At 62.0% G+C, this 20,338-nt stretch carries 2 protein-coding genes (1 of these 2 running past the window's edge); both read right to left on the bottom strand.

Going from position 1 to position 20,338, the window contains the following annotated elements; genetic code table 11:
- Position 1 precedes the first annotated feature (1 nt).
- Positions 2-5,086 (bottom strand): Verru_Chthon cassette protein A, encoded by a 5,085-nt coding sequence (vccA, locus tag ACILSE_RS00480; RefSeq protein WP_395715371.1) that lies wholly within the window; start codon positions 5,084-5,086, stop codon positions 2-4.
- A 114-nt stretch (positions 5,087-5,200) separates the two neighbouring features.
- Positions 5,201-20,338 carry the 3' portion of an autotransporter-associated beta strand repeat-containing protein gene (locus ACILSE_RS00475; RefSeq protein ID WP_395715370.1) on the bottom strand. The gene runs 17,115 nt beyond the window's last position, so 15,138 of the gene's 32,253 nt are visible here — the last part of the coding sequence; its start codon lies beyond the right edge, outside the window; the stop codon is at positions 5,201-5,203.

Below are 20,338 nucleotides of genomic sequence, written 5' to 3'. Positions count from 1 at the left end.
ATCATGGGCTGAAGCGCTTGTATTCGAGGGTGCGGAATTTGTAGAACGTATCGAGGGGCGGAAGGGCAATTGGGTTGGCGGACTCAGCGTAGTCAGGGATAGGATTGCTGGAGTCGGTGGGGTCGATGTAACGTTCGATGAGGGCGGAGCCACGATACTCACCAAGGATGGCGTCCTTGGTTGGATCGAAGACATCCACGGCGGTTGAGCGGGCCTTGCGCAGCATTTGGGCGCGCATGTGGACGCGGAAGGTGTTCCCGCGGGTGGTGATGCGATTGTAGAGGTTGGAGTAGGGGCGCTCACGGGTGTTGTCCCCGGTGGGAGCGTGATTCTGCCAGAAGTCGTCCATGATCTGCTGAAGTTGGGAACCGCTGGTGTTTATACTGATGCTGCCGACGCTGCCGATGTTTTCGCTCGGGTTGGAGGAGGGACCACGGGAGACATCTGGAATGAGGTGAACCTCGCAGATTTGGCTGGGAGTGCGGAAGAGACCGCGGATGCGCGCGCCGTTCTGGTTGGAACCGGTGGCGGTGAGGCGGAAACGCTGCTCGAACTGGTGGAGCGTGCGGGTCACATCGATCGGACGATGCCAGAATTTGCGGTGGTTGGCCTCATCCCAGAACCGGTCACCGGTATTGCTCCACATGGCCGGGGTGGCGGCCTGCTGGTAGTTCTTGGCATTGTTGACGTCCTCGTTGGACGGGATGGCGGTCATGAACTCGCCTTTCATCAGGGCATGCATGCCCGTGGCGCGGGTGATGTGCGTGAAGGGCATGATCTGGTAGTTCATGTTGAGGCGCCCGGCGACAGACAGCGGCTCGCTGATGGCGTAGGGCTCCACAACGGGCATGCAGAAGAGATCGAGCAGGTTGTGGTCGCGCGGGTTGTGATCTCCGGGATGGCCGGTGGTGACGGGCCTGCCAAAACTGCCGTGGGAACGGGAGTACGGCCGGAAGAGCAGTGTCTGCCAAGGTTTCCCGTCCTGGGTGGTGTTGTAAGTCGCTCCGGAGGAACTAACGGCATTGGTGCTGACGCTGCCACCGCCCCAGACCCCGGTGGGCAGGGAGCCAAACATGACGGGGGAGGAGACCATGCGATTTGGCGTCATGTAAACACCGCTGCGCCAGTCGTCGCTGTTACGCCATGGTTCGAAAAAGTAGCCGGAACGATAGAACGACTTTCTGTTGTGTCGGGTAAACTCGCCGGCGTAGTAGTTGCCCTCGTCAGGCTTGTTGATGTAAGGGCCGTCCCTTGAATTGGAGATGCCGTTGTCGAAATCTCCGTAGCTGTTGGCGGTGCGTGTCCAGCTATCCGCCGGAGGAAGGTCGGGAACGCGACGGCGGCTGTGGAATGGGACGCCAAGCATGTGCTCTGGTCTGACAAATGCAGAGAAGCTTGCAGGCGCGACATTCGGCAGCACGGCACCGTTCTCGGTATCGGACCAATGAGTGGTGAAGCTATGGATGGTGCGTGGCTGGCTCAGCGGGTTGGTGGATTCCACCGCCGCCCAGACGGGATGCTTCATCCACATGGAGCGCGGGACGGTGTTGCGCGCGGCGACGAGCCGGTAGTCACCGACCGCCGGCACGTAGGTCCGCACGACGTCGCTGCCCGTCCATGGATTGCGATTTTCATCAATGTACCCATTCGCGACCTCCGGCGGGAAAAGGCTGATTCCATCCCTTCCACCATTATCAAAGCTGCCCGCACCGGTCGAGTACCGGCCCTCCGTGTCAAGGCGGCCAAACAGCACCTGCTGCTCGGAATTGGTGAAGGTGGTGACGAAGGCAGGAGCAGCACTCCAGAGGTTGTTGGCCCCGTTGAAGCCAGGATTCACCTGCCCGGACATGCGGCCGATGCAGCCCATGCGATTGAAGCACCACCAATGCGGTCCTTGAACGGAGCGGCGGTAGATTTCGCGGCCGAACTGGTCCACACTCCAATAGTGGCTGATCTCGCCACGATTTGCCGGGAACTTGCTGGCAGGGTTGGTGCCGCCGGGGTCAGAGGCAAGCCTGCGCTCACCGCTGAAAGCCAGGGCGGGAACAGGAAGGGTCATGTTGTCAAAGGAGATGTTGATGGTCTGTACCTCCTGGTTGGCGTTGCCGGCGCGGCTGTGTTTGTCGTAAATGCGAATGCGCAGGTCACGCTGGCCGAAAGTGAGACGCATGGGTCCTGCGCGATTGATGGTGATGGGGGCGCTGACCAAGCCCCAGCTGTTCAGACCGGTATGGGCGATGGGATTGCCGTCGTTTTCGATGTAACGACTGCCACTGCTGGTGCGGGCGGCACCATTGACATAAGGATCGGTGTCATCCCCGATCTGGGTGCCGCCCCAGCCGCGCGTGGATCGGCCGCCGGCAATGGCAGTAGGACCGGCGAAACCGCCGCTGGAATACACATCATGATCCTCGTAGAGGTTGGAGTTGGACTTGACGATCACATCACGTGTGGAGGGGAAAAGCGTCTGTCCGTCGAGCTGGATGGAACGCATGAAGGCACCGTCGAGCACGATGGCCCACTCAGGGTGAATCTTCGTCCAGCCCTGCATGGCGCAGAAAGCCTCCAGCATCAACATGAGCTGGACACGTTTTTGCGTGGGTTGCAGGGGAGTGTTGACCTCCAGGGTGAGGTTCCAGTTCGCGGGGTCATAGCCCGGATGCCGTGAGGGATGGCGCTGCGGGTTCCCGGGATCACAGCCATAAAGTCTGCCCGTGGTATCTGTGAGCGGCGGGAAGTTGGAATACCACCGATTGAAACCCAGGCGGGTGTTTCCCGGAGGGAAGTTGGGCGGAAACACATCCGGGCCGACGTTGGCCGCCGCGCCTCCACCACCTTGCGTAGGTGTGCGGGTGGCAGGAGCCCTGGGAGCGCTGCCGCCGCCGCTTTTGACTCCTTGACCATTGTCCACGGCATAGAGTTCATCATTCTTGCCATCGGCGGTGCAGATGATCTGGAAGCCGATCTCGGAGAGCGTGAACATGCGGCCGAAACCCTGGACGACCTGTCCGTTCTTGCTCCAGCGGGCGGGGCTGACCTGGCCGTGACCGGGAACGACCCCGGAGTCGTCTGACAAATAATCACCGCCGAACCTGGCATCGGCTTGTTGTCCGCCTCTGAGGTTGCCCATGGCCCTACGGGTGATGCGATGACTCGTGTAGGTCAGGCGCTGTGGATCCAGGGTCTGGTCCTTTCGATCGTAAAGGGCGGTGCCGGAGAGTCCTGATGCGGGCATGCCATCCTGATCGCGGGCAAGGAGGCCATCATAGAGATTGGTGCTGCGGATGTAATCGAAGAACTGGATGGCGAGCTGGGCGGCGTTCTGGTTGCCATATTTCTGCCCGAAGGTGGAGGTGCTGCCTCCCAGCGCGGAGGTCTGCGGGAACTCCATGTTTGCAATCTGAGTGTAAAGGAAGTCAAGCAGGCGGGAGTTGCGCTGGAGCCCCGGAGAATTGCCGAGGCCGGCGGTGGAGCCGGTGACGTCATGGGTGGGATGATGCGGCTCGGCGCGGCGGAAGATGTAGCTGTTGGCCACGGAGGAACCGGTGCCGGTGGAGCGCAGGGTGGCGCAGAGGGCGATGAGGTTGTCAAAGGTGCTGCGTTTGTTGCTGGCGGCGGCTTCATTGGGCACGTCCGGAAGAGGCCACATGGCGATGCGCGGCAGGCCGCGGGTGCTGAATTCAGGGGAGCGGCTATGGGCGGTGAGGAAGAAGCGGGAGCGCTCCAAGGTGTCGCGGTCAAACATGAAGCGACCGCTCTGGCCGGGGATCTCGACACGGGCGGCCATACGACCGTTGGTGCCGTCGTACCCGCTGTCCTGGAAGAGCATCTCGTCCACGCTGGCGAAGAGACGCTCATTACGGGCGGCGGAGATATCGCCTCCGGTGGCGGCGGCGGTTTCGCCGTTGGCGGCGGAGAATTCGTCCAGAAGGAACGGACGCGTGCCGGCACGAGACCCCCCGCCGGCGACTTTTGGCAGCAGGCCGTAAATGAGTTCCTTGATTTGAACGACATTGTTCTGGTTCACCCGTGGGTCGAAAGGATCGAGGTTGATGCCAGGCGCGAGCACTGCGCTGAGGGCGACGGTGGCAGGGTGGCCGGGATAACGCTGGAACTCGCCGCCGGTGCCAGGGAAGTTCGCCCACCTCGAATCGCGCTGATGATAGAAGTAAGGAGGAGCGAAGAAGGTGGGCTCGGTGGCGGTGTTGACGTTGATTTTGGAGGACTCGTCATCAGTCCAGAAGGCGACGCGGCCCACGATGGGGTTAGTGGAGGAGGGGGTGACACCATTGACGGAACTGATGAACTTGTTGGACGCGTCGAGAGCGCCGGTGGTACCGTCCTGGAGCACGTAAATCCACTCTACAGGCATGGGGAGACGGAGTTTGTTGGGATTCCCCGCCGCCTGGGCAGGGAGCACCACCTCGTTGTAGCTGACTGACGAACCGCCGCCAATGGATGGCGTCTGGTTCTGATACGAAAATCCCTCCACCGCCACCAACTGCTGCCCGGAGGTTCCCGCCCCAGTAAAAGCAGCCCGGGGATCAATGATGGGGAAGTACACAGACTGCGGCGATCCCGGGGAAAGCCCAGGACGGACGACGGGCTCGTTCAAGTCCACAAACCGTGCCTTGTTCGACTCTGAATTCCAGTCCTGCGGGATCTGATGCTCCTGGGCGAAGATTTGCGCCTCGTTGTTGGGGCTGGTCACCACCATCTGGGAGCTGGAATAGAGCTTGTGAGCCCGAAGAAATTCCCCATTGGCCCGGTACACACGAACCATGCCCGGCTGGGTGGCGTGGATGATCTGGTTGGTGGTGGTGGCGGGGTCGCCTCCCGAGGCCTGGTTGGAGGTACTTTGCGCGTTTTGCAACTGCCCCTGGGTGATGGCGACGGCGAAGTCTGCGTATTGCTTGGCGGAGCGGGCGGAGACGTAATTTTGCGTGGATTTGTACTCCGTGCGCGTGATGGAGAAAATCGCGATAATCAGGATGGACAGCAGCGCGACGGTGATGATGACGAGCACCAAGGCCATTGCCTTGCGGCGCTTGAGGTGGCGGATGGCAGATGAGCGGGCGTTAAGCATGGGTGTCCTCCTTATTTTTTCCGATTTTAGGACGATGCTATGAAATCGCCCCAGGAACCGCAAGGGTATTTATTTTGTAACTACAAGTCCGGCGATTGATTCGCACGGATTTGCTCAGAACAGCCAACGGCGACGGCGACGCCAGCCCAAGGCGAGGAAGCCCAGGATGATGAGCATCAACCGGCCAGGTTCGGGCACGGCCACCACCAAGGTGCCGTTGGTGTAAAGGTCGTTAATGTTCCAGAACAAGCCTGCGGAGAGCGTTGGCAGATCCAACAAGTTATTGGTGATGTCGGCGTTGCTCACATAACCTCCGCTGTAACTGGCCGGATCCAGGTTTCTGAAATACTGGGAGGTGTGGGTCACGCCGCCCCAGTCAAGGAGCTTCCAGGCGTCGCCAGCGACGAAGGTGGCTGAATTCACCGAAGAGGTGACCTTGAGTGTGGCATAGGTGCCGAGAGTCGCGGTTCCCGTGCCGGCAAGCACGAGGCGGTCGGCTTCAGCATTGGTGATGCCGCTGTTGTTCGCGAACAGATTCAACTCAAGCATGCCCTGGAGGTCGAAGGTGCCTCCATTGAGATTGATGGTGAGTGATTGACCGTTGGAGACACCACTGGTTCCGGGGGCAATGGAGCCGAAATCTTCAATGGTGACGTTCTTGCTGGCTCCCGGAGCGATGACGCCGGAGCCTGCGAGGGTCGCATTGGCTTTGACCACGACATTGCCGGAACCCGTGCCGCTGCCGGAGGTGTTGGTCACCTGCAGTATGCCCGCGTTGACGGTAGTGGTGCCGCTGTAGGTGTTGCCGGTGGCATTGCTGAGGGTGACGACTCCCGTGCCGAGTTTCATCAGGGAGAGAATGTCATCGGTGGGGGCCGAACCTCCGTCAGCCTCGGAGATCATGCCGCTGAAGACCACGCCGGAACCGCTGGAAGCGCCCGAGTCGATGCGGAGAGTCTTGGTCTCCTGAATGTTGGTGCGAAGGTTCTGCAGGGTGACTGCTCCGCCAAAAGTGACAGGGGCGTCAGAGGCGATGGTGGTGAGACCGGTGCCGTTGGCATTGACGTCAATGGCCTGGTTGACGCTGGTGACAGCAGCGTTGCTCACACGCAGCGTGACGTCGGCATTGACCTGGTCACGCAACCAGTGGACGGGGTCGGTTCCGTTTCCGTTGATGGCGGTGACGGACTGGGCGGCCATGAAGAAGGTCTGGCCGGCATGGGTGCCGTTGTTCACGGTGACCTGCGTGCCGTAGAGCATGTTCGCGGTGGTGCTGAAGTCGGCGACACGCACGACGTTCATGGTGAGATCCTGGTTGATCTGTTTGATCTCGTAGATGCCGTTGCGCTCAGGGCTGTCGATCTCGTCTTTGACGAGGATTTTCTTGCCAATGTCGGCGGAGCCGAAAGTGACACCGTCGATGACGCGGCTGATGTTGTAGAAGGCACCAGGACCCGCCCCGGGGAAGCCTAAATTGACCAGACCGTCTGCCTGCGCTTCAAAGGCACCGCCCAGACCGCTGATGTTCTTCGCGATGAACTGTGTGTCACGCTCAACACCCAGCAACGATCTGCCAGATGTGGCGTAGTCGGCGAAGAGGGTGGCCGGGGTCGCATCCCCAAGTTCGATGACGCCGGTGCTTCCCAAGGCAGAGGCGTGGCCGATGAGCAGGGCTCCGTTGCGCACGACCACCGGTCCGTTGACAGCAGTAGCGCTAGTCTGATTGGCGAGGGTTCCAAAGTTGTTAGCGGCGGAGAGAATGACACCACCGCCGGCAACGGTGATACCTCCCGTGCCGGTGATGGCCCCTTGGAATTCGGCGTTTCCGAACTGGGAGGCATCGATGAGGAGGTTCTGCCCTGCCAGGCGCGCGATCTCGACCGTTCCGGTGATCGTTGTTGATGAAGCGGTGGTGGAGAGCACGGAGATGCCTTCGCCATTGACCGGGCCAAACGTCATGTGGTTGGCGAGGGTGTCCCCTTGGAAACGGAGAGTGAGCGCCATGTCAGCGGAGCGGGTGTCCGTGGTGGTGCCCACTTCGATGCGCCCGGTGCCGAAGGCCCCGTTGACCGTGCCAACGAGAGTTCCTTGCGCCAGGGAGGTGCCGCCAGTGTAAGTGTTGGCCGCGGCGAGTTCGAGCACACCGTTGCCACCTTTGACGATGCGACCGCCATCTCCATCCAGCACCCCGGTGATGCGGGCGTCGGCAAAGATGGAGGACTGGCCGCTGACGGCTTCGATCATGCGGGATTTACGACCGAGATCAATGCCGTTGGCAAAAATGACGGTGGCGTTGGCATCCTGGGCACCAAGGATGAGCGAGGTGTTGTCGGGAACAAACCCAGCCGTGCCCCAGGCCAAGGAAGCACCAGCCCCGCCCAGGTTGACGGTGCGGTTCGTGGTGTAGGCGGCGAAACCACCGCTGCTGGTCCAGTCCACCTGGGTGGCTCCGGTTCCAACGCTGCGGGTGAAGTTGCCGGAATTGAGGCCGAGCACCCCTCCATCGAGGCGGAGGTGGCTGTTGGCGGGCAACGCTCCGCTACTGTCGAGGCGGAGCACGCCGCCCTGCACATAGGTCGTGCCCGTGTAGGAGTTTACGCCTGAAAGAATAGTCGTGCCATCACCTGTGTGCACCAGATTCACCACACGGTTGAGCGCGGTGTTGTTGATGATGCTGGAAGAGATGCGCAGAGACTCCTTGGGGTTCCAGTTGTGAATAATGAGGTCGGCGCTGGTCCCGTCGCTGTTGGCAAGACCGCTGGTGAGCAGTCCTCCGCTGATGGTGTTGACGTGGTTGCCGGAGTTCGTGGTTTGGAGGATGGCCCCGCTGCCCACGGTCAGAAGATCGCTGACTGTGACCGTGCTGGAGTTGAGCGCTGCCGGAGTGGAGGCCAGATACTCAGAGTAAATCGAAGAACCGACGGCTGACGTGGTGGCAGCCTGGCTGAGGGTGACCGTATTGTTCAGGGTATCGACCGAGACAATGGTGGTGCCGCTGGCAATGCCCGCGCCGAAGATGGCCTGACCTGCCTTCAAGCGTGGATCGTTGATGTTGGTGATCGTCACGCTGCCAGCGCCAAGATCGCCGGTGATGGATGCGTCGAAGAAGTAGAGTGGCAGGCCTGTGTTGTCGGAGAACGCCGGCGTGTTGTTCAGGGTGATGGTGTTGTTGGCCTGGTCGATGGAAATGATGATGGTGCCGTCCGGGATGCCGTTGCCACGCACTGCCATGCCGACTGCGAGCCGGTCCACTCCCGGCACACGGGTGACGACCGGGGTCGAGTCCAACCGGTCACCCGCGAGCGCGACATCATTGTTGAAGAAGAGGATGGTGTTCACCGAGGCGCCGGAAACGGTGGTGCCGCGGAAGGATTCTTCCGGAAGCGCACCGTCATGGACGTTTCTGGAACTCGTCCAGGTGGCCGGATCTGAAAGGAAGTGATGCGCGCCCTTGATGTCCGATCCTGACAGAATGGTCGTGGCGGAGTCCACAAAGCCGAAGTCATTGACTCCTGGCCGCAGGACCGAGCGGTTGGTGAAGGTGGTGCGCGGCAGGATGACGCCGACATCGACAAGCGCACGGCCGGCCAGGACGATCTGGGACACGGTGGGCCCACCCTGCACATCAAACAGGACAGTACCTGCTTTTTGGAAGTCCACGGCGGTGGGGTTGTTGATGTCCTGCAGGTTGAGGAAGGTGGTGGCCCCAGTGGTTCCGATGACACGCACGACGGAGGCCCCTTCCCTGACCTGCATGGTGCCGATCATGTTTTGGGTGGTGTTGCGGTCTGAGACACTCTGCAGTTCCAGCATGCCGCCGGAGAGGATGAGGGCTCCGACGTCGTTGCGGATGTACTGGTCGTTGAACGCCGGGGTGAGCCGCAACACGCCGTCTTCGACAATCAGCGCCTCAAGACCGTAGCCGCCAAAAGCAGTGCCCAGCATGCTCAGCGTGCCCTCTCCGCGCTTGACCAGGGAGTAGAACTCCTCGTTGCCCGGGGTGGCGTAATTGCCGCCGAGGCGCAGGTTCGAGTAGGCGTTGCCGACGTCCCAAATGGCGCTGTCATTGATGGTGAAGCCGCGGTCCGTGCTGGCGGTGGTGCCGTTCAACTGGAGGATGCCACCGTTGAAGATGATGTTGCCGACGGCATTGGAAGATGCGCCTAGACCGCTGGCGGTGCCGGCGAAGACGAGGGTGTTGGAACCCGTGAACAAGGCACCCACGGACAAGAGAATCTGGGTCGGACTGAGGATCGCGGCCACCGTGGCGCCTTCGGGGATGCCCGGGCCGGTCACACGCTCACCCACGCTGAGATTGGCGGTTGATGGCACTGTCACGGTTGCGCTGCCACCGGTGGTGGTGGCCAGCAGTGTCGCTCCGATGGATACACCGGCGGTGTAGTTCAGATTGTTCTGTCCAGTGGCGTTCACCGGCACCGAAAGATCGAGATTATTGGCATCGAGGATGCGGACGATGGTGGCCCCGCCGGGTATGCCAGTGCCGGAAACGGCCTGGCCGACAGTCATGCCCAGCGTGCTGCCCACGACGATGCGCGCCCCGCTGTCCGTGTCTGCGGTGCGTACCCCACCTGCGGTGGAGTTCGGGTCCAAGGTCACTGACGTGCCGTTGGCCGTGGCAGGGGCAGCGCTGACGTTGCTGCCGTTGATCGTTCCAATCGTGATCTGGGTGCCGTTGTTGACCGCGATGACCACCGCATTCGACGGTATGCCGGTGCCGGTGACTGCCTGGCCGATGGTGATGCCCGCCGTGCCGCCCGGGATGGTGATGGTGGCACTGCCGTTGTTGACCGTGGCTGTCTGCGAGCCGGACTTGGCCGTGACGTTGCTGCCGAAGGTGACGCTGGTGTTGTCGAGCGTGACAATGGCGCCGTTGGAAAGCCCGACAGTCCTGTTGCGAGCATCGACGGAAGTCACGGTCACACCACCTGCGATCGATGAACCCGTGACGTTCATGCCGATGGTGAGGCCGGTCACATCAACGTCCGTGAGGGTGCGGCCGAGGGAGGGGGCGAAGGAGATGAGCTGAGTGGTGGCCCCATATCCCTGCACCGCGAGGGTGCGGATGGTGGTCATGCCGGCGTTGAGGGTGTTGACCCCCGTGTAGGTGTTGAGACCGGAAAGAATGAGGCTGCCGACGCCACTCTTGTCGAGACCGTTGACCACGGGCACGAAGGAAAGCGCAGTGGAGCCGGAGGTGGAGGCGTTGGCGCTGATGGTGAGCGTGCCGATCTGGTTGACCGCGTCCGTGACGGTGATTGCATTGATGGTGGTGCCCGCGGCGATCCCAGTGCCGGTGACCGTCAGACCGGGAGCAAGACCCACAAGGCTGATGCCGGTGATCTGGTTGTTGGCATTGAGCGTGCCAGACCTGCCGGCCGGGGCGAGGTTGGCGATGACGGCGCTGATTTCCAAGGAGCCGCTGCCTGTGTTGTTTTGCAGGACGATCAGGTCACTGCTGGTGCCCGCCCCGCCCGTCAGGAAGCCGGTGCCTTCGATCACTCCTGAATGAGCCGCCATGTTGTTGGTGAACAGGATGGCGGAGGACTGGAGCACGTTGACACCATCCAGCGTCATGCGGAAAGGAGCATTCCCCGCGACGTTGTTGGAGTTGTGGAAACGCAGGGTATTGGCGGTGCGTGTGCTCTGGGTGCTGTTGCCGATGACGTTCATGTTCGCGTTCACCGCCCACTCATTGGCAAGCGGACCCGGCAAGGCGCCGACATTGGTGTAATCGGAAAGGCCAAGGCCGCGGATGAGCTTGTCCTGCCCGGTGGTGACGCCGCTGTTCACAAAAGCCTCGGTGAAGACGCTCTTGGTCGCCCAGGAAGTGCCGCCTACCGTGGCCCAGCCGCCCAGAATGCCGTTCACGTTGTCCGTGTCGGTGCTGGCAATGTCATCGGCGCTGAAGTCCACCGAGGCTCCGGTCTGCCGGCCGATGCCATTCATGCGCAGGATGGCGGTGCTGGAAATGTCGGTGAGGCGTTCGATGAAGTTGCGGCCTGCACCGATGGTGGTGCCCGCGACGATTTCCAGATGGCTGCCGCCCCTGAGCTGGAGTCTGCCACCGAAGCGGGTACCACCGAGCACCAGCTGCCCATTGTCGGAGAGCTTGCCAAAGTTGTTGCTGCTGTAGTCCAGGCGGAGGGTTCCGGCCTGGATGGTGTGGTTTGGTGCCGCGATGCCGTTGGTCACCGTATTGCGGGTGACATTGTCGGCCTGGCCGCTGAGGATGAGCATGCCCTCGCCCCCCTGGAAGATGGCATTGCCGCCGCCGAGGGTGCCTTTGAGGTCAAGCACCGCTCCGTTTGAAACGATGATGTTGGAATTGGCGGTGACAAAAACCGGGCCTGCCCATGAACTGGAGCCCGTGGTGGTGGCCAGGGTTCCGCCGGCCAGGAACATGCTTTGCACCGTGGAGTAGGCGACATTGCGCAGGTCCACGGTGGCGTTCTGATTGCCCAGCACGGTTGATGCGTTCGTACCACCGGCGATGATGATGCCCGCGCCTCCCGTGGCACCGAAGGCTCCGTTCACCGTGGCGGCGAGGATGCCCGCATTGACCACGGTTTCACCCTTGTAGGTGCTGGTGGCGCCCATGACCCAGGTCCCGTTGCCGATTTTGTTCACGGAGGTGGGTCCACCGGTGCCGTCGCCCAGCACAAGATCGAACTTGTTGTTCCCGCGGTTCGAACCGCCCAGCGTGAGCGTGCGGCTGCCCGAGCCGCTGAATGCGATGGCAGGAGAGTAGCCGGCGAGGCCAAAATTCAATTCCGCACCGATGAAGGTTCCGTCAGCGATGATGGCACCCGCGTTGTCACCCACACCCAGGGTGAAGGAGCGGTCGGTGAATGTAGAGAAGGCCCCGTTGAAGCGCAGGGAGCCGCCGTTGAATACCAGATTCGAAGCTGCGTTGGTGGCGGCCCCCATGCCGCTGGCGGAGCCGCCGAAGCCCATCTCGAGAACCCGGATGCCGCCGCCGTTGATGACGGTTGGACCGGTGTAGGAGTTGTTGGTGTTGGCCAGGGTCAGGATGCCGTTACCAGACTTGGTCAGACCCAGCACACCGAAGGATGACTGGCCGTCCGTCAGGGAGCCGGAGAAGGTAAAGCTCTCGATGTTGTTCACGGTGAGCGTGGAGGTCGAGCCGGCCGCCCCGTTGTTGGTGACCGTTCCAAATCCGCTGATCTGGGAAACCGTGGTGGAGAAGCCGTTGAGGTCGAGGAAGCCGTCGGTGCTGACTCTATAGCCGCCCGTGGTGCTCTGCAGGCCGGCATTGCTCTCGAAACGCACGGTCCCTGCGGTCACAGTCAACTGACCGTTGAATTGGTTGCTGCCGCCGACCCTGAGCAGACCAGAATTGACCGCGATGTCACTTGTGAGCGTGTTGTTGCCAAGGAGGGCGATGCTGGAGCCGACGACACGGACGAATCCGATCGTATTGTTGCCCGTGAGCCTGAGAGCGTTGAAACCTCCGTAGGTTAGGTTCTCGCTGCTGCCATTCGCGGTGGCCGCGGCGGACAACTCGTAGGTGGTGCCGTTCGTGATGCTGGCGATGGTGGTGCCCGGAGCGATTCCGGTGCCGGAGACACTCGCGCCGACCTCAAGCCCAGCGGTGCTGGCCACGTTCACCGTGGTCAAGCCGCTGTTGAAAGTCGAGGACAAGGTGCCTGTGGTGGCCTGCTGGCCACCAACGGTCTCGATGCCGCCGGAGAGGTTGTTGTTGCCCGCCACCACCATCACACCGCGGCTGGTGCCGTCCGCCGAGAAGAGGAGGCGGCCTGCCGCGCCGTTGATGGTGTTCACAGCGCCGATGGTGAGGGTGCGGTTGTCCGCCACACGGAACACGCCGTCCGCATTGCCGAAGGTGATGCCGCGGTTGCTGTCGTTGAAGAGCAGGTCCGTGCTCACGCGCAGGATGCCGCCGTTGATGGTGAGCTGGTCGGCGGTGAATGTGGCCGGATTGAGACCCAGGTCGCTCTCACGGGCGATCTGGAGCACGCCCTCGTTGATGTAGGTTCTGCCCGTGTAGTTGTTCGGCAGCGTGAAAGTGAGAGTGCTGGCAATGGCGGCATTCGGCTGGTTGGAGAGCCTGACGCCAGTGTTACCAACGAGCCCCACCACGGTCGTGCCAGGATCAATGCCCGCTCCCGTGACCGTGGCTCCGACCACGATGCCTGTGTTAAAGGAACCGGAGGCCAGCGTGACATCGAAGCTGTTCGGGTTCATCCCGCCGTTCGTGCCGATGCTGAGCGTGGGATTGAGCACGAGAGTGCCGGCCCCAGCCTTCACGAGGCTCGTGGATTGCGTGATGAAGTCAAAGTTGAGGTTCGCCCGGATGTTCACCGCCTGGTCGAGGGTGATTTGTCCGCTGGAGTCCACCGAGACGATGGTGGCATGGCCTTGGAAGCCTTCCGGTGAAAGCAGCCGCATCCCCGGTGTCAATCCCGCGGTGTTGATGCCGGTGACGACATTGGACAGATCCTGGAAAGTCAGCGCCACATTCGTGCCACCGGTGGCAGCCTGGCTGAGGACAAAGGTGGAGCCGTCCGTGATGCTGGCGATGGTGGTGCCGTCGGCGATGCCCGCGCCGGAAACCGTGGCACCGATTTCCAAGCCCGCTGTTAGGCCTGGAGCAACAGTCACAGTTGTGCCACTGATGCTGGAAGCGGTGAGGGAACCGACGTTGGTGGAGTTGCCTCCCAAACGGGTCGTCGTGTCGGCGATGACGCTGTTGATGTTGAGCTGGCTGGTATTGTAAATGACGAGCTCATAAGGATTGAGCGATCCAGCATGCGTCCCGGCGATGAGCTTGCCGCCGGTGATGTTGTGCGTGTTGCGGGTGGAAAGGATGCCGCCGCTCTTGATGACGAGGCTCTGCTCGGCGGCAACGTTGTTGGCCTTGATGGTGATGGTGCGGCCGCCGGTGTCCTGGATGTTCAGCGAGTGGATAGTGCGGCTGGCAGTGAGGTTCTGGTTGAAGCCGGTGACTTTAACATTCTGGCTGGAGGCCCACGAGTCGGAGGATGTGGCGCTGCTGGTGGTGGTGTAGCTGCCGGTAGGCAGTCCAATCACCTCACCTCCCGCCAATGTGGCCCACTCATCCAAGGAAGCGGAATCAACAGCCCATCCACCCATGATGCCGTTGACCAGGGATGGCGCGGAGTTGAAGAAAATCCGCTCCGTAACTGCATCAACACCATCAAACACAACCATGGAACCGGCGGCGCGAGTGCCAAAACCGGCAAAGGTCAAACTATTGGAAGTGCTGGTAACTGATGAGCTGTAAACAAGGTTTGCACCTCCGGCAATTGAGAGCGTGCCCAGGGTTTCGGTCAAATTTTGCGAGGAATTGGAGTTGACGAGGATGACACGCCCGGAGTCGAGCACAATGGCGGCATCATCGTTGATCCGGTTCGTGTGGAAGCCGCTATCATTGCTGGTGAGGCTCAGTCCCTGGCTGATGTTGCCCCCCACAGTGCTGCCACTGCCAGCAACACGAATCTGAGTCACCCCGGAGAGGGAGCCATTCGCACCAGAAATTCTGAGCTCAGCCGCCCGGATGTCGATCAATCCATTGACCGTGCTGGCCGAAATCACACTGAGCGCGGCGCCGTTGATGACGTTGTCCCCCGTGCCTTGCAGGGTGAGACCGCCGCCGAGCACAGCGACGGGGGAACTCCAACTCACCGTGGTGAGCGCCTCGAGGCCGCGAATATAGAAGCCGCCGCCGGAAATTACGGTGGGAGCGGTGAAAAACGTAGTGCCGCCATCGAGCACCTGCATACCGCCTCCCACTGGGGCGGCGCCATAAATCAAGTTCACTCCGGTTAACGCCGCGGTGGGTGTGACCGAAAGCTGGTAGGAATTGGCTCCGAGAATTGCCTGAATCTTGGCACCCAGAGGGATCCCGGCGCCGTGAACATTCAAACCAGCCTTCAGGCCGGACGTGTCGGCCACCGTAACCGTGGTACCGGTGGTGGTGAAGCTGGAGGCGGCGATCGCGGCGGATCCATAGACCAGGCCCACATTGGTACCGGCAGCGGTGGGCGCGGCAGAAAGCTGGAAGGTCGTCGGACTGAGGATCTGCTGGATCGCGGCGCCGGTGGGGATCCCCGTGCCGGAAACCATCATGCCTGCCACCAGTCCCGTCGTGCTGGGAACAGTCACCGTGGTGTTTCCGGAGACCCAGGAGGAGTTGACCGCGCCGCTGAGGTTCAAGGTCAGGGTGCCTGTTCCGCCATCGCGCACAATGCCGCCCGTGCCGGAAACCACGCGATTGAAGCCCCAACTGGCGCCGTTGGTGATGCGGAATCCCAAGGTGCCGTTGTTGCTGATGGTGCGCGAGCCGATGGCGGAGGGGCCCGCATTGCCCACGCCGCTGCCAAAGCTCGTGGCGCTTTCGAGCACAAGGGTGGCTCCGGAGTTGATGAGGGTGCTGCCAGTGTAGCTGATGTTGCCGAGCGCGAGCACCTGCGTGCCATTGCCGGAGAGAGCCAGACTCAGGACTCCGCTGCCCGCATTGTTGGCACGGTCGCGCAGGAAACCGTTGAAGTAGTTCGTGCCGCTGGTGTTCAAGGTCAGCGTGCTGTTGGCCGAACCGCCTTCACCCTCCAGGTTCTCCACCACGCCGCTGGCGGTGTAGTCGGACAAGGCGCGGATCGTCTCGCTGAAGCCCATGAGTTTGAAGTAGGAGTTGTTGCCATTATTGCCAGTGGATCCCGCGCCATTGCCTGCATCGAAGCTGAGGAGCGAGGTGTTGGCGATCTGCTCGCTGGCACCGAGATGCACCACGGTGCTGCCCAGCCCGCCCATGCTGATGTTGCCGATCTTCAGGTCACCGGGGACGGCACCATTCGCGACGTAGGTTCCAAAGGTTGCACTGCTTGCGGTGCCCCCGGTGGCGTCGGCTGAAAGGACGATCTGCGTCTGGTTCTTCACGGCCTGGACGACCGTGCCGTTCGGGATGCTGGGATGTCCGTTGATGACCATTCCAGCATACATGCCGGTGGTGCTGGCCACATTGACCATGCGGCGGGTGTCGAAGGTCGCGTTGGCGGTAGCCGCACCCGTGGCTGCCAGCGAAATGACAAACTGGGTGGCGTTGTTGATCTGCGTCACTGTGGCCCCTGCCGGGATGTTGGGATGCCCCGTGACCGGCATGCCGATGTAGAAGTTATTCGTGTTTCCAGACGCCAGATTCACCGTGGTGCTGGAGGCGGTGGTGACTGCGCTGGATACCTGCTGGGTGGTGCCAACCGGCGTGGCGCTGACACTGCTGGTGGTCTTTGCAAGAACCAACTGCGGGTTCCCCGCATCCCCAAAACCACGGCTGAAGACCGTCGTGAGGCCCGTGTAGGTGTTGGCGGTGGCTCCGGTGATCGTGGCGCGCCCCGCTCCCATGTAGTCAATGCCAAAAGTCGAGCCCACGGCCTGGGAGATGGCACCGCTGATGTCCATGCGGGCGGTGGCACCACCGGAGTTGACGTTCACACGCAGGTTGCTTTCGAGGATGACCGGCGCCGTGATCATGTCCACACCCACGGTGGTGCTGTTGGACTGCACCTTGCTCAGCAGGGCGCGGCCATACTCCCCATTGTTGAAGATGAGGCTGCCCGTGCCGGCACCGCGGACGATTTCGAAGCGGTGCGTGTTGTCCTGATCGCCGATGGCGAGGACACCCACCCTCTTGCTGCCATCCAGGGTGATGGTGGCATGCAGACCGCCGTTGGCGGGTTGTCCTCCTGATGCCCCTCCGCCCGTGCCGACATTGCTGGTCAGGTTGACGATGGCACCCAGGGAATTGGCGACGGAGTTGGGACGCCAGTTGGCGGCCGTGTTCCAGGAGCCGCTGCGCTGAAGGTGCAGGCTGTTCATCAGCACCGGCACGACACCGGGCTTCGTGATGGCGACGATGATGCCGTAGTCGTTGAACAGGCTCACGTCATACACGAGGCCGCCGCCGAGGGTTGGCAGGATGAGATTGCCGCCGCCCGAGCCGCCGGTGCGGTAGTTGGTGCCCGCGTCGAAGGTGGAAAGCGCGCTGTTGTCCAGCCAGGCACCGAGATTGAAGATGTCACCCACCTGGGCCTTCCCGGAAGTGTTGGCCTGGGTGAGGTAGTTGTTCACATCCTGAATGGTGATGGTGGCCTGACCGAGGGTGATCTGGCCGTTGACCGAGATGTAGTCATGTCGACCGGCGGTGATCGCCGTGGCGTCCCACAAGAGGTAATTGGAGTCACGATAGCCGCCGATGGAATCGTAAGTGTTGGCGTTCAGGGCCGCGACGATGGCGGCGTTCTGGTTCAACGTGGCCTGATTGATTTGGAAAAGCGCGGAGGAGCCGTCGTTGAGCACCAGGTTGCCCGTGAAGGCCAAAGTGCTGCGGTCCGCGCCAAAGTTGGTTCCCGGGCTGAGAAGAGCACCGCTGTTGAACACATGGTTGGTGCCGTCGAGGAAGCTGTTGACCAAGGTGCCTGCGGTGCCATTGACAGTGCCGTTCCCTGCCAGAGTGCCTCCGTTGTTCACAATGGTGGCTCCGCTGCCTGTGCGGGCACCTGCACCGACTTGAAGAACGCCACCGTTGACCGTGGTGGTCCCGGCGTAGCTGTTGGTGGCACTGCCTAGGATCAGGCCTCCGGCGTCTGCCTTGACGAGGCTGCCAGCACCCGTGATGGTGCTGTTGATCGTCGTGTTCCCCGCCCCGCCCACAGTGAAGACTCCAGCAGTGGCGACGCCGCCGGTGCCAACAGTCAGAGTCTGTCCGCTGGTGGCGGCATCGAGGCGACCGCCGCCCGCGTTCACCGTGAAGCCACGCGTGTAGGTCGCGGTGGTGCCGGTGTAAACCAGCGTGCCTTGTGTGGCGGCTCCTCCGAGCACCACAGCGGATGTCGCGTTGCCCAGATTGCTGTTGCCACTGCTCACAACGATCTTGGAAGCCCTCACGGTGCCTTCGGAGATGGTCGTGGTGCCGGTGTAGGTATTGTTGCCGGCGAGCACCCAGGTATTGGCATCGGTCTTGATGATTGAGCTGGTACCGGCGAGCACCGGTGTGAGCGTGTTGAGCAGCGCCACATCACTCGTACCCCTCAAGGTCAGCGTGCCACTGCCTCCAAGTGTTCCAGTGCTGGAGAAGACGAGCGCGCCAGTGCCATTGGCCTCGATCGTGCCACTGGTGGTGAGGGTGAAGAGGCGGTCGGTGGTGGACCCAGCCCCGGTGTAGCGCAGCGTGCCTGTGTTGAGCACCAGATTCGCCGCCGCGTTGCTGGAAGCGCCGATGGTGCTGGCGATGCCGCCGTTCTTCAAGTCGGCGACACTCAGCACACCGCCATTGATGTTTGTCACGCCGGTGTAGCCGTTGCCGGCCGCGGCGTCGAAGGCGATGCTCCGGCTGGTCTCGGCAGGCTTGAAGAGAGTGACGTCGTTGACGTTGACCGCGGTGACCGTGTACTCACCCTCCGGATTGAGCGTGCCGTCGGCATCGGTCTTGTCGTTCACCACGAGAGTGTGGCCAGGCAGGGTGAGATTCAGCGTCTCAGCCGGAGCCATGGCCTCGGTGGTCTGGTTCAAGGTGAAGCTGAGCAAGTCGCCGGCGATGGCCGTGACGATAGAACCAGGCTTGATGCCCGCGCCGGAAACAAGCTGGTTCACGACCAGACCGGTGGCGTCGGCGGTAACGGTGGCGGTACCATTGATGGTTCCGGCGACTCCAGTGAGACCATTGCCGGGAGAGAGCACCCAGGTGCCCGCACCGGTCTTGGTGAGGGAGGTGGCGCCAGTGTTGTTGCCGAGGGCCACCATCAGAGTGTTGTTCCCCGTGCCAGCGGCCGCATTGAGGGTCAGGGTGCGGGCGGTGGTGACGCCGTCGAAGCCCATGGCACCGATGCCGTTGAAGATCACGGCTCCCGTGCCCGAGGAGTCAATGGTGCCGCCCCCGGTGCCGATGGAGAAGAGGCGGTCGGTGGTACCACCGGCTCCCTTGTAGCTCAGGGTGGCATTACCCGTGATGACGAGGTTCACAGCGTCATCCGCCGCGGAGCCGATGCTGCTGCTGGTGCCACCGTTGGCCAAAGCCATCACCTCCAGCACACCACCGCTGATGCGGGTGATGCCGCGGTAGGTGTTGGCTGTGTTGTTGAGCTTCAGGGTGCCCGTGCCGGCCTTGGTGAGATCCATGCCCGCGCCGATATCGCTGACGAGCGCGTTGACCGTGAGTGCGTTGGCGGCCGCGTTGCCGATGTTCCAAGTCTGGTTCGAAGCCAGCCTGACATTGACGCTGGAGTTGATGGTGTGAGCGCCCGAACCAGCATTCACCACAATGCCGCCCGCGCCGATGAGGAGCCTGTCCGCCCCAGGCGCGCCGCTGATCGACACTGAACCGGTGGCTGCGGAAGTACCAGTGCCGGTAAAGGTGAGCCTGCCGATCTGGATGTTCGCGCCGAGCGTGGTGGCCAGCCGCGTGGCGGTAGCAGCCGTCATAAAGACGCTGTCCACCACCCCGGGCACACCGGTCACACCGAGCCCATTGGCTTGCGTGTTCCAGTTGTTAGGCGTGTCCCAGGTGGCGCTCAACCCGCCAGTCCAGTAGCGGCTGGTTGACGTTGTCGTCTCCACACCCAAGCGCAGTTGGGTGCCGGTTGTGTTGAGTGTGAGCCTGTAAGCATTGGCAAAGTTCAATTCGTTGTTGGAGATCGTGCTGGTGGCCGCCTGGGAGATCGTCACCGAGTTCGCGCCCACAGCCGTGATGGTGGTGCCGACAGGAATCCCGTTGCCTGTGACCTGCATGCCGATGTTCAAACCAGCGGTGCTGGCCAGACCCGTGATCACCATTGGGTTAATCGTTGAACTGATGTTGCCTAGCACATCCTGGGATCCAAGGAGAAGGCCGTTGCTGCTGAGACTGAACGCCGAGCCCGTGAAGCTCAGGCCCGAGATCAGGTTGTAGTTCTGCGGAGACCCTGGAGGCCCGGCCACCGCGATGCTGGTGATCGTGGAAAGCGGATTCACAGTGATTTCGACGCCGCTGGCGTTGAGCGTGACCCCTTTGGTGACGATGATGCGGTCGATGTCATTGTTATTGGCACCACCGATGTCGAAGAACATGTTCACCGGCGCGCCGCTGGCCGCGCCGATGGTCATGGCGGTGCCGGCAAAGGTCGTCTGTTGCTGGAGATTGAAGGTTCCCACCGCATTGTTGGCCATGCTCAGGGTGGAGCCAGCGGCGAGATTGAGCGT

The sequence above is a fragment of the Prosthecobacter sp. genome (assembly GCF_044236155.1).
Taxonomy (GTDB): domain Bacteria; phylum Verrucomicrobiota; class Verrucomicrobiia; order Verrucomicrobiales; family Verrucomicrobiaceae; genus Prosthecobacter.
The sequence above is the reverse complement of the archived record's forward strand: the minus strand, read 5'-3'. Positions and strand labels throughout refer to the sequence as shown.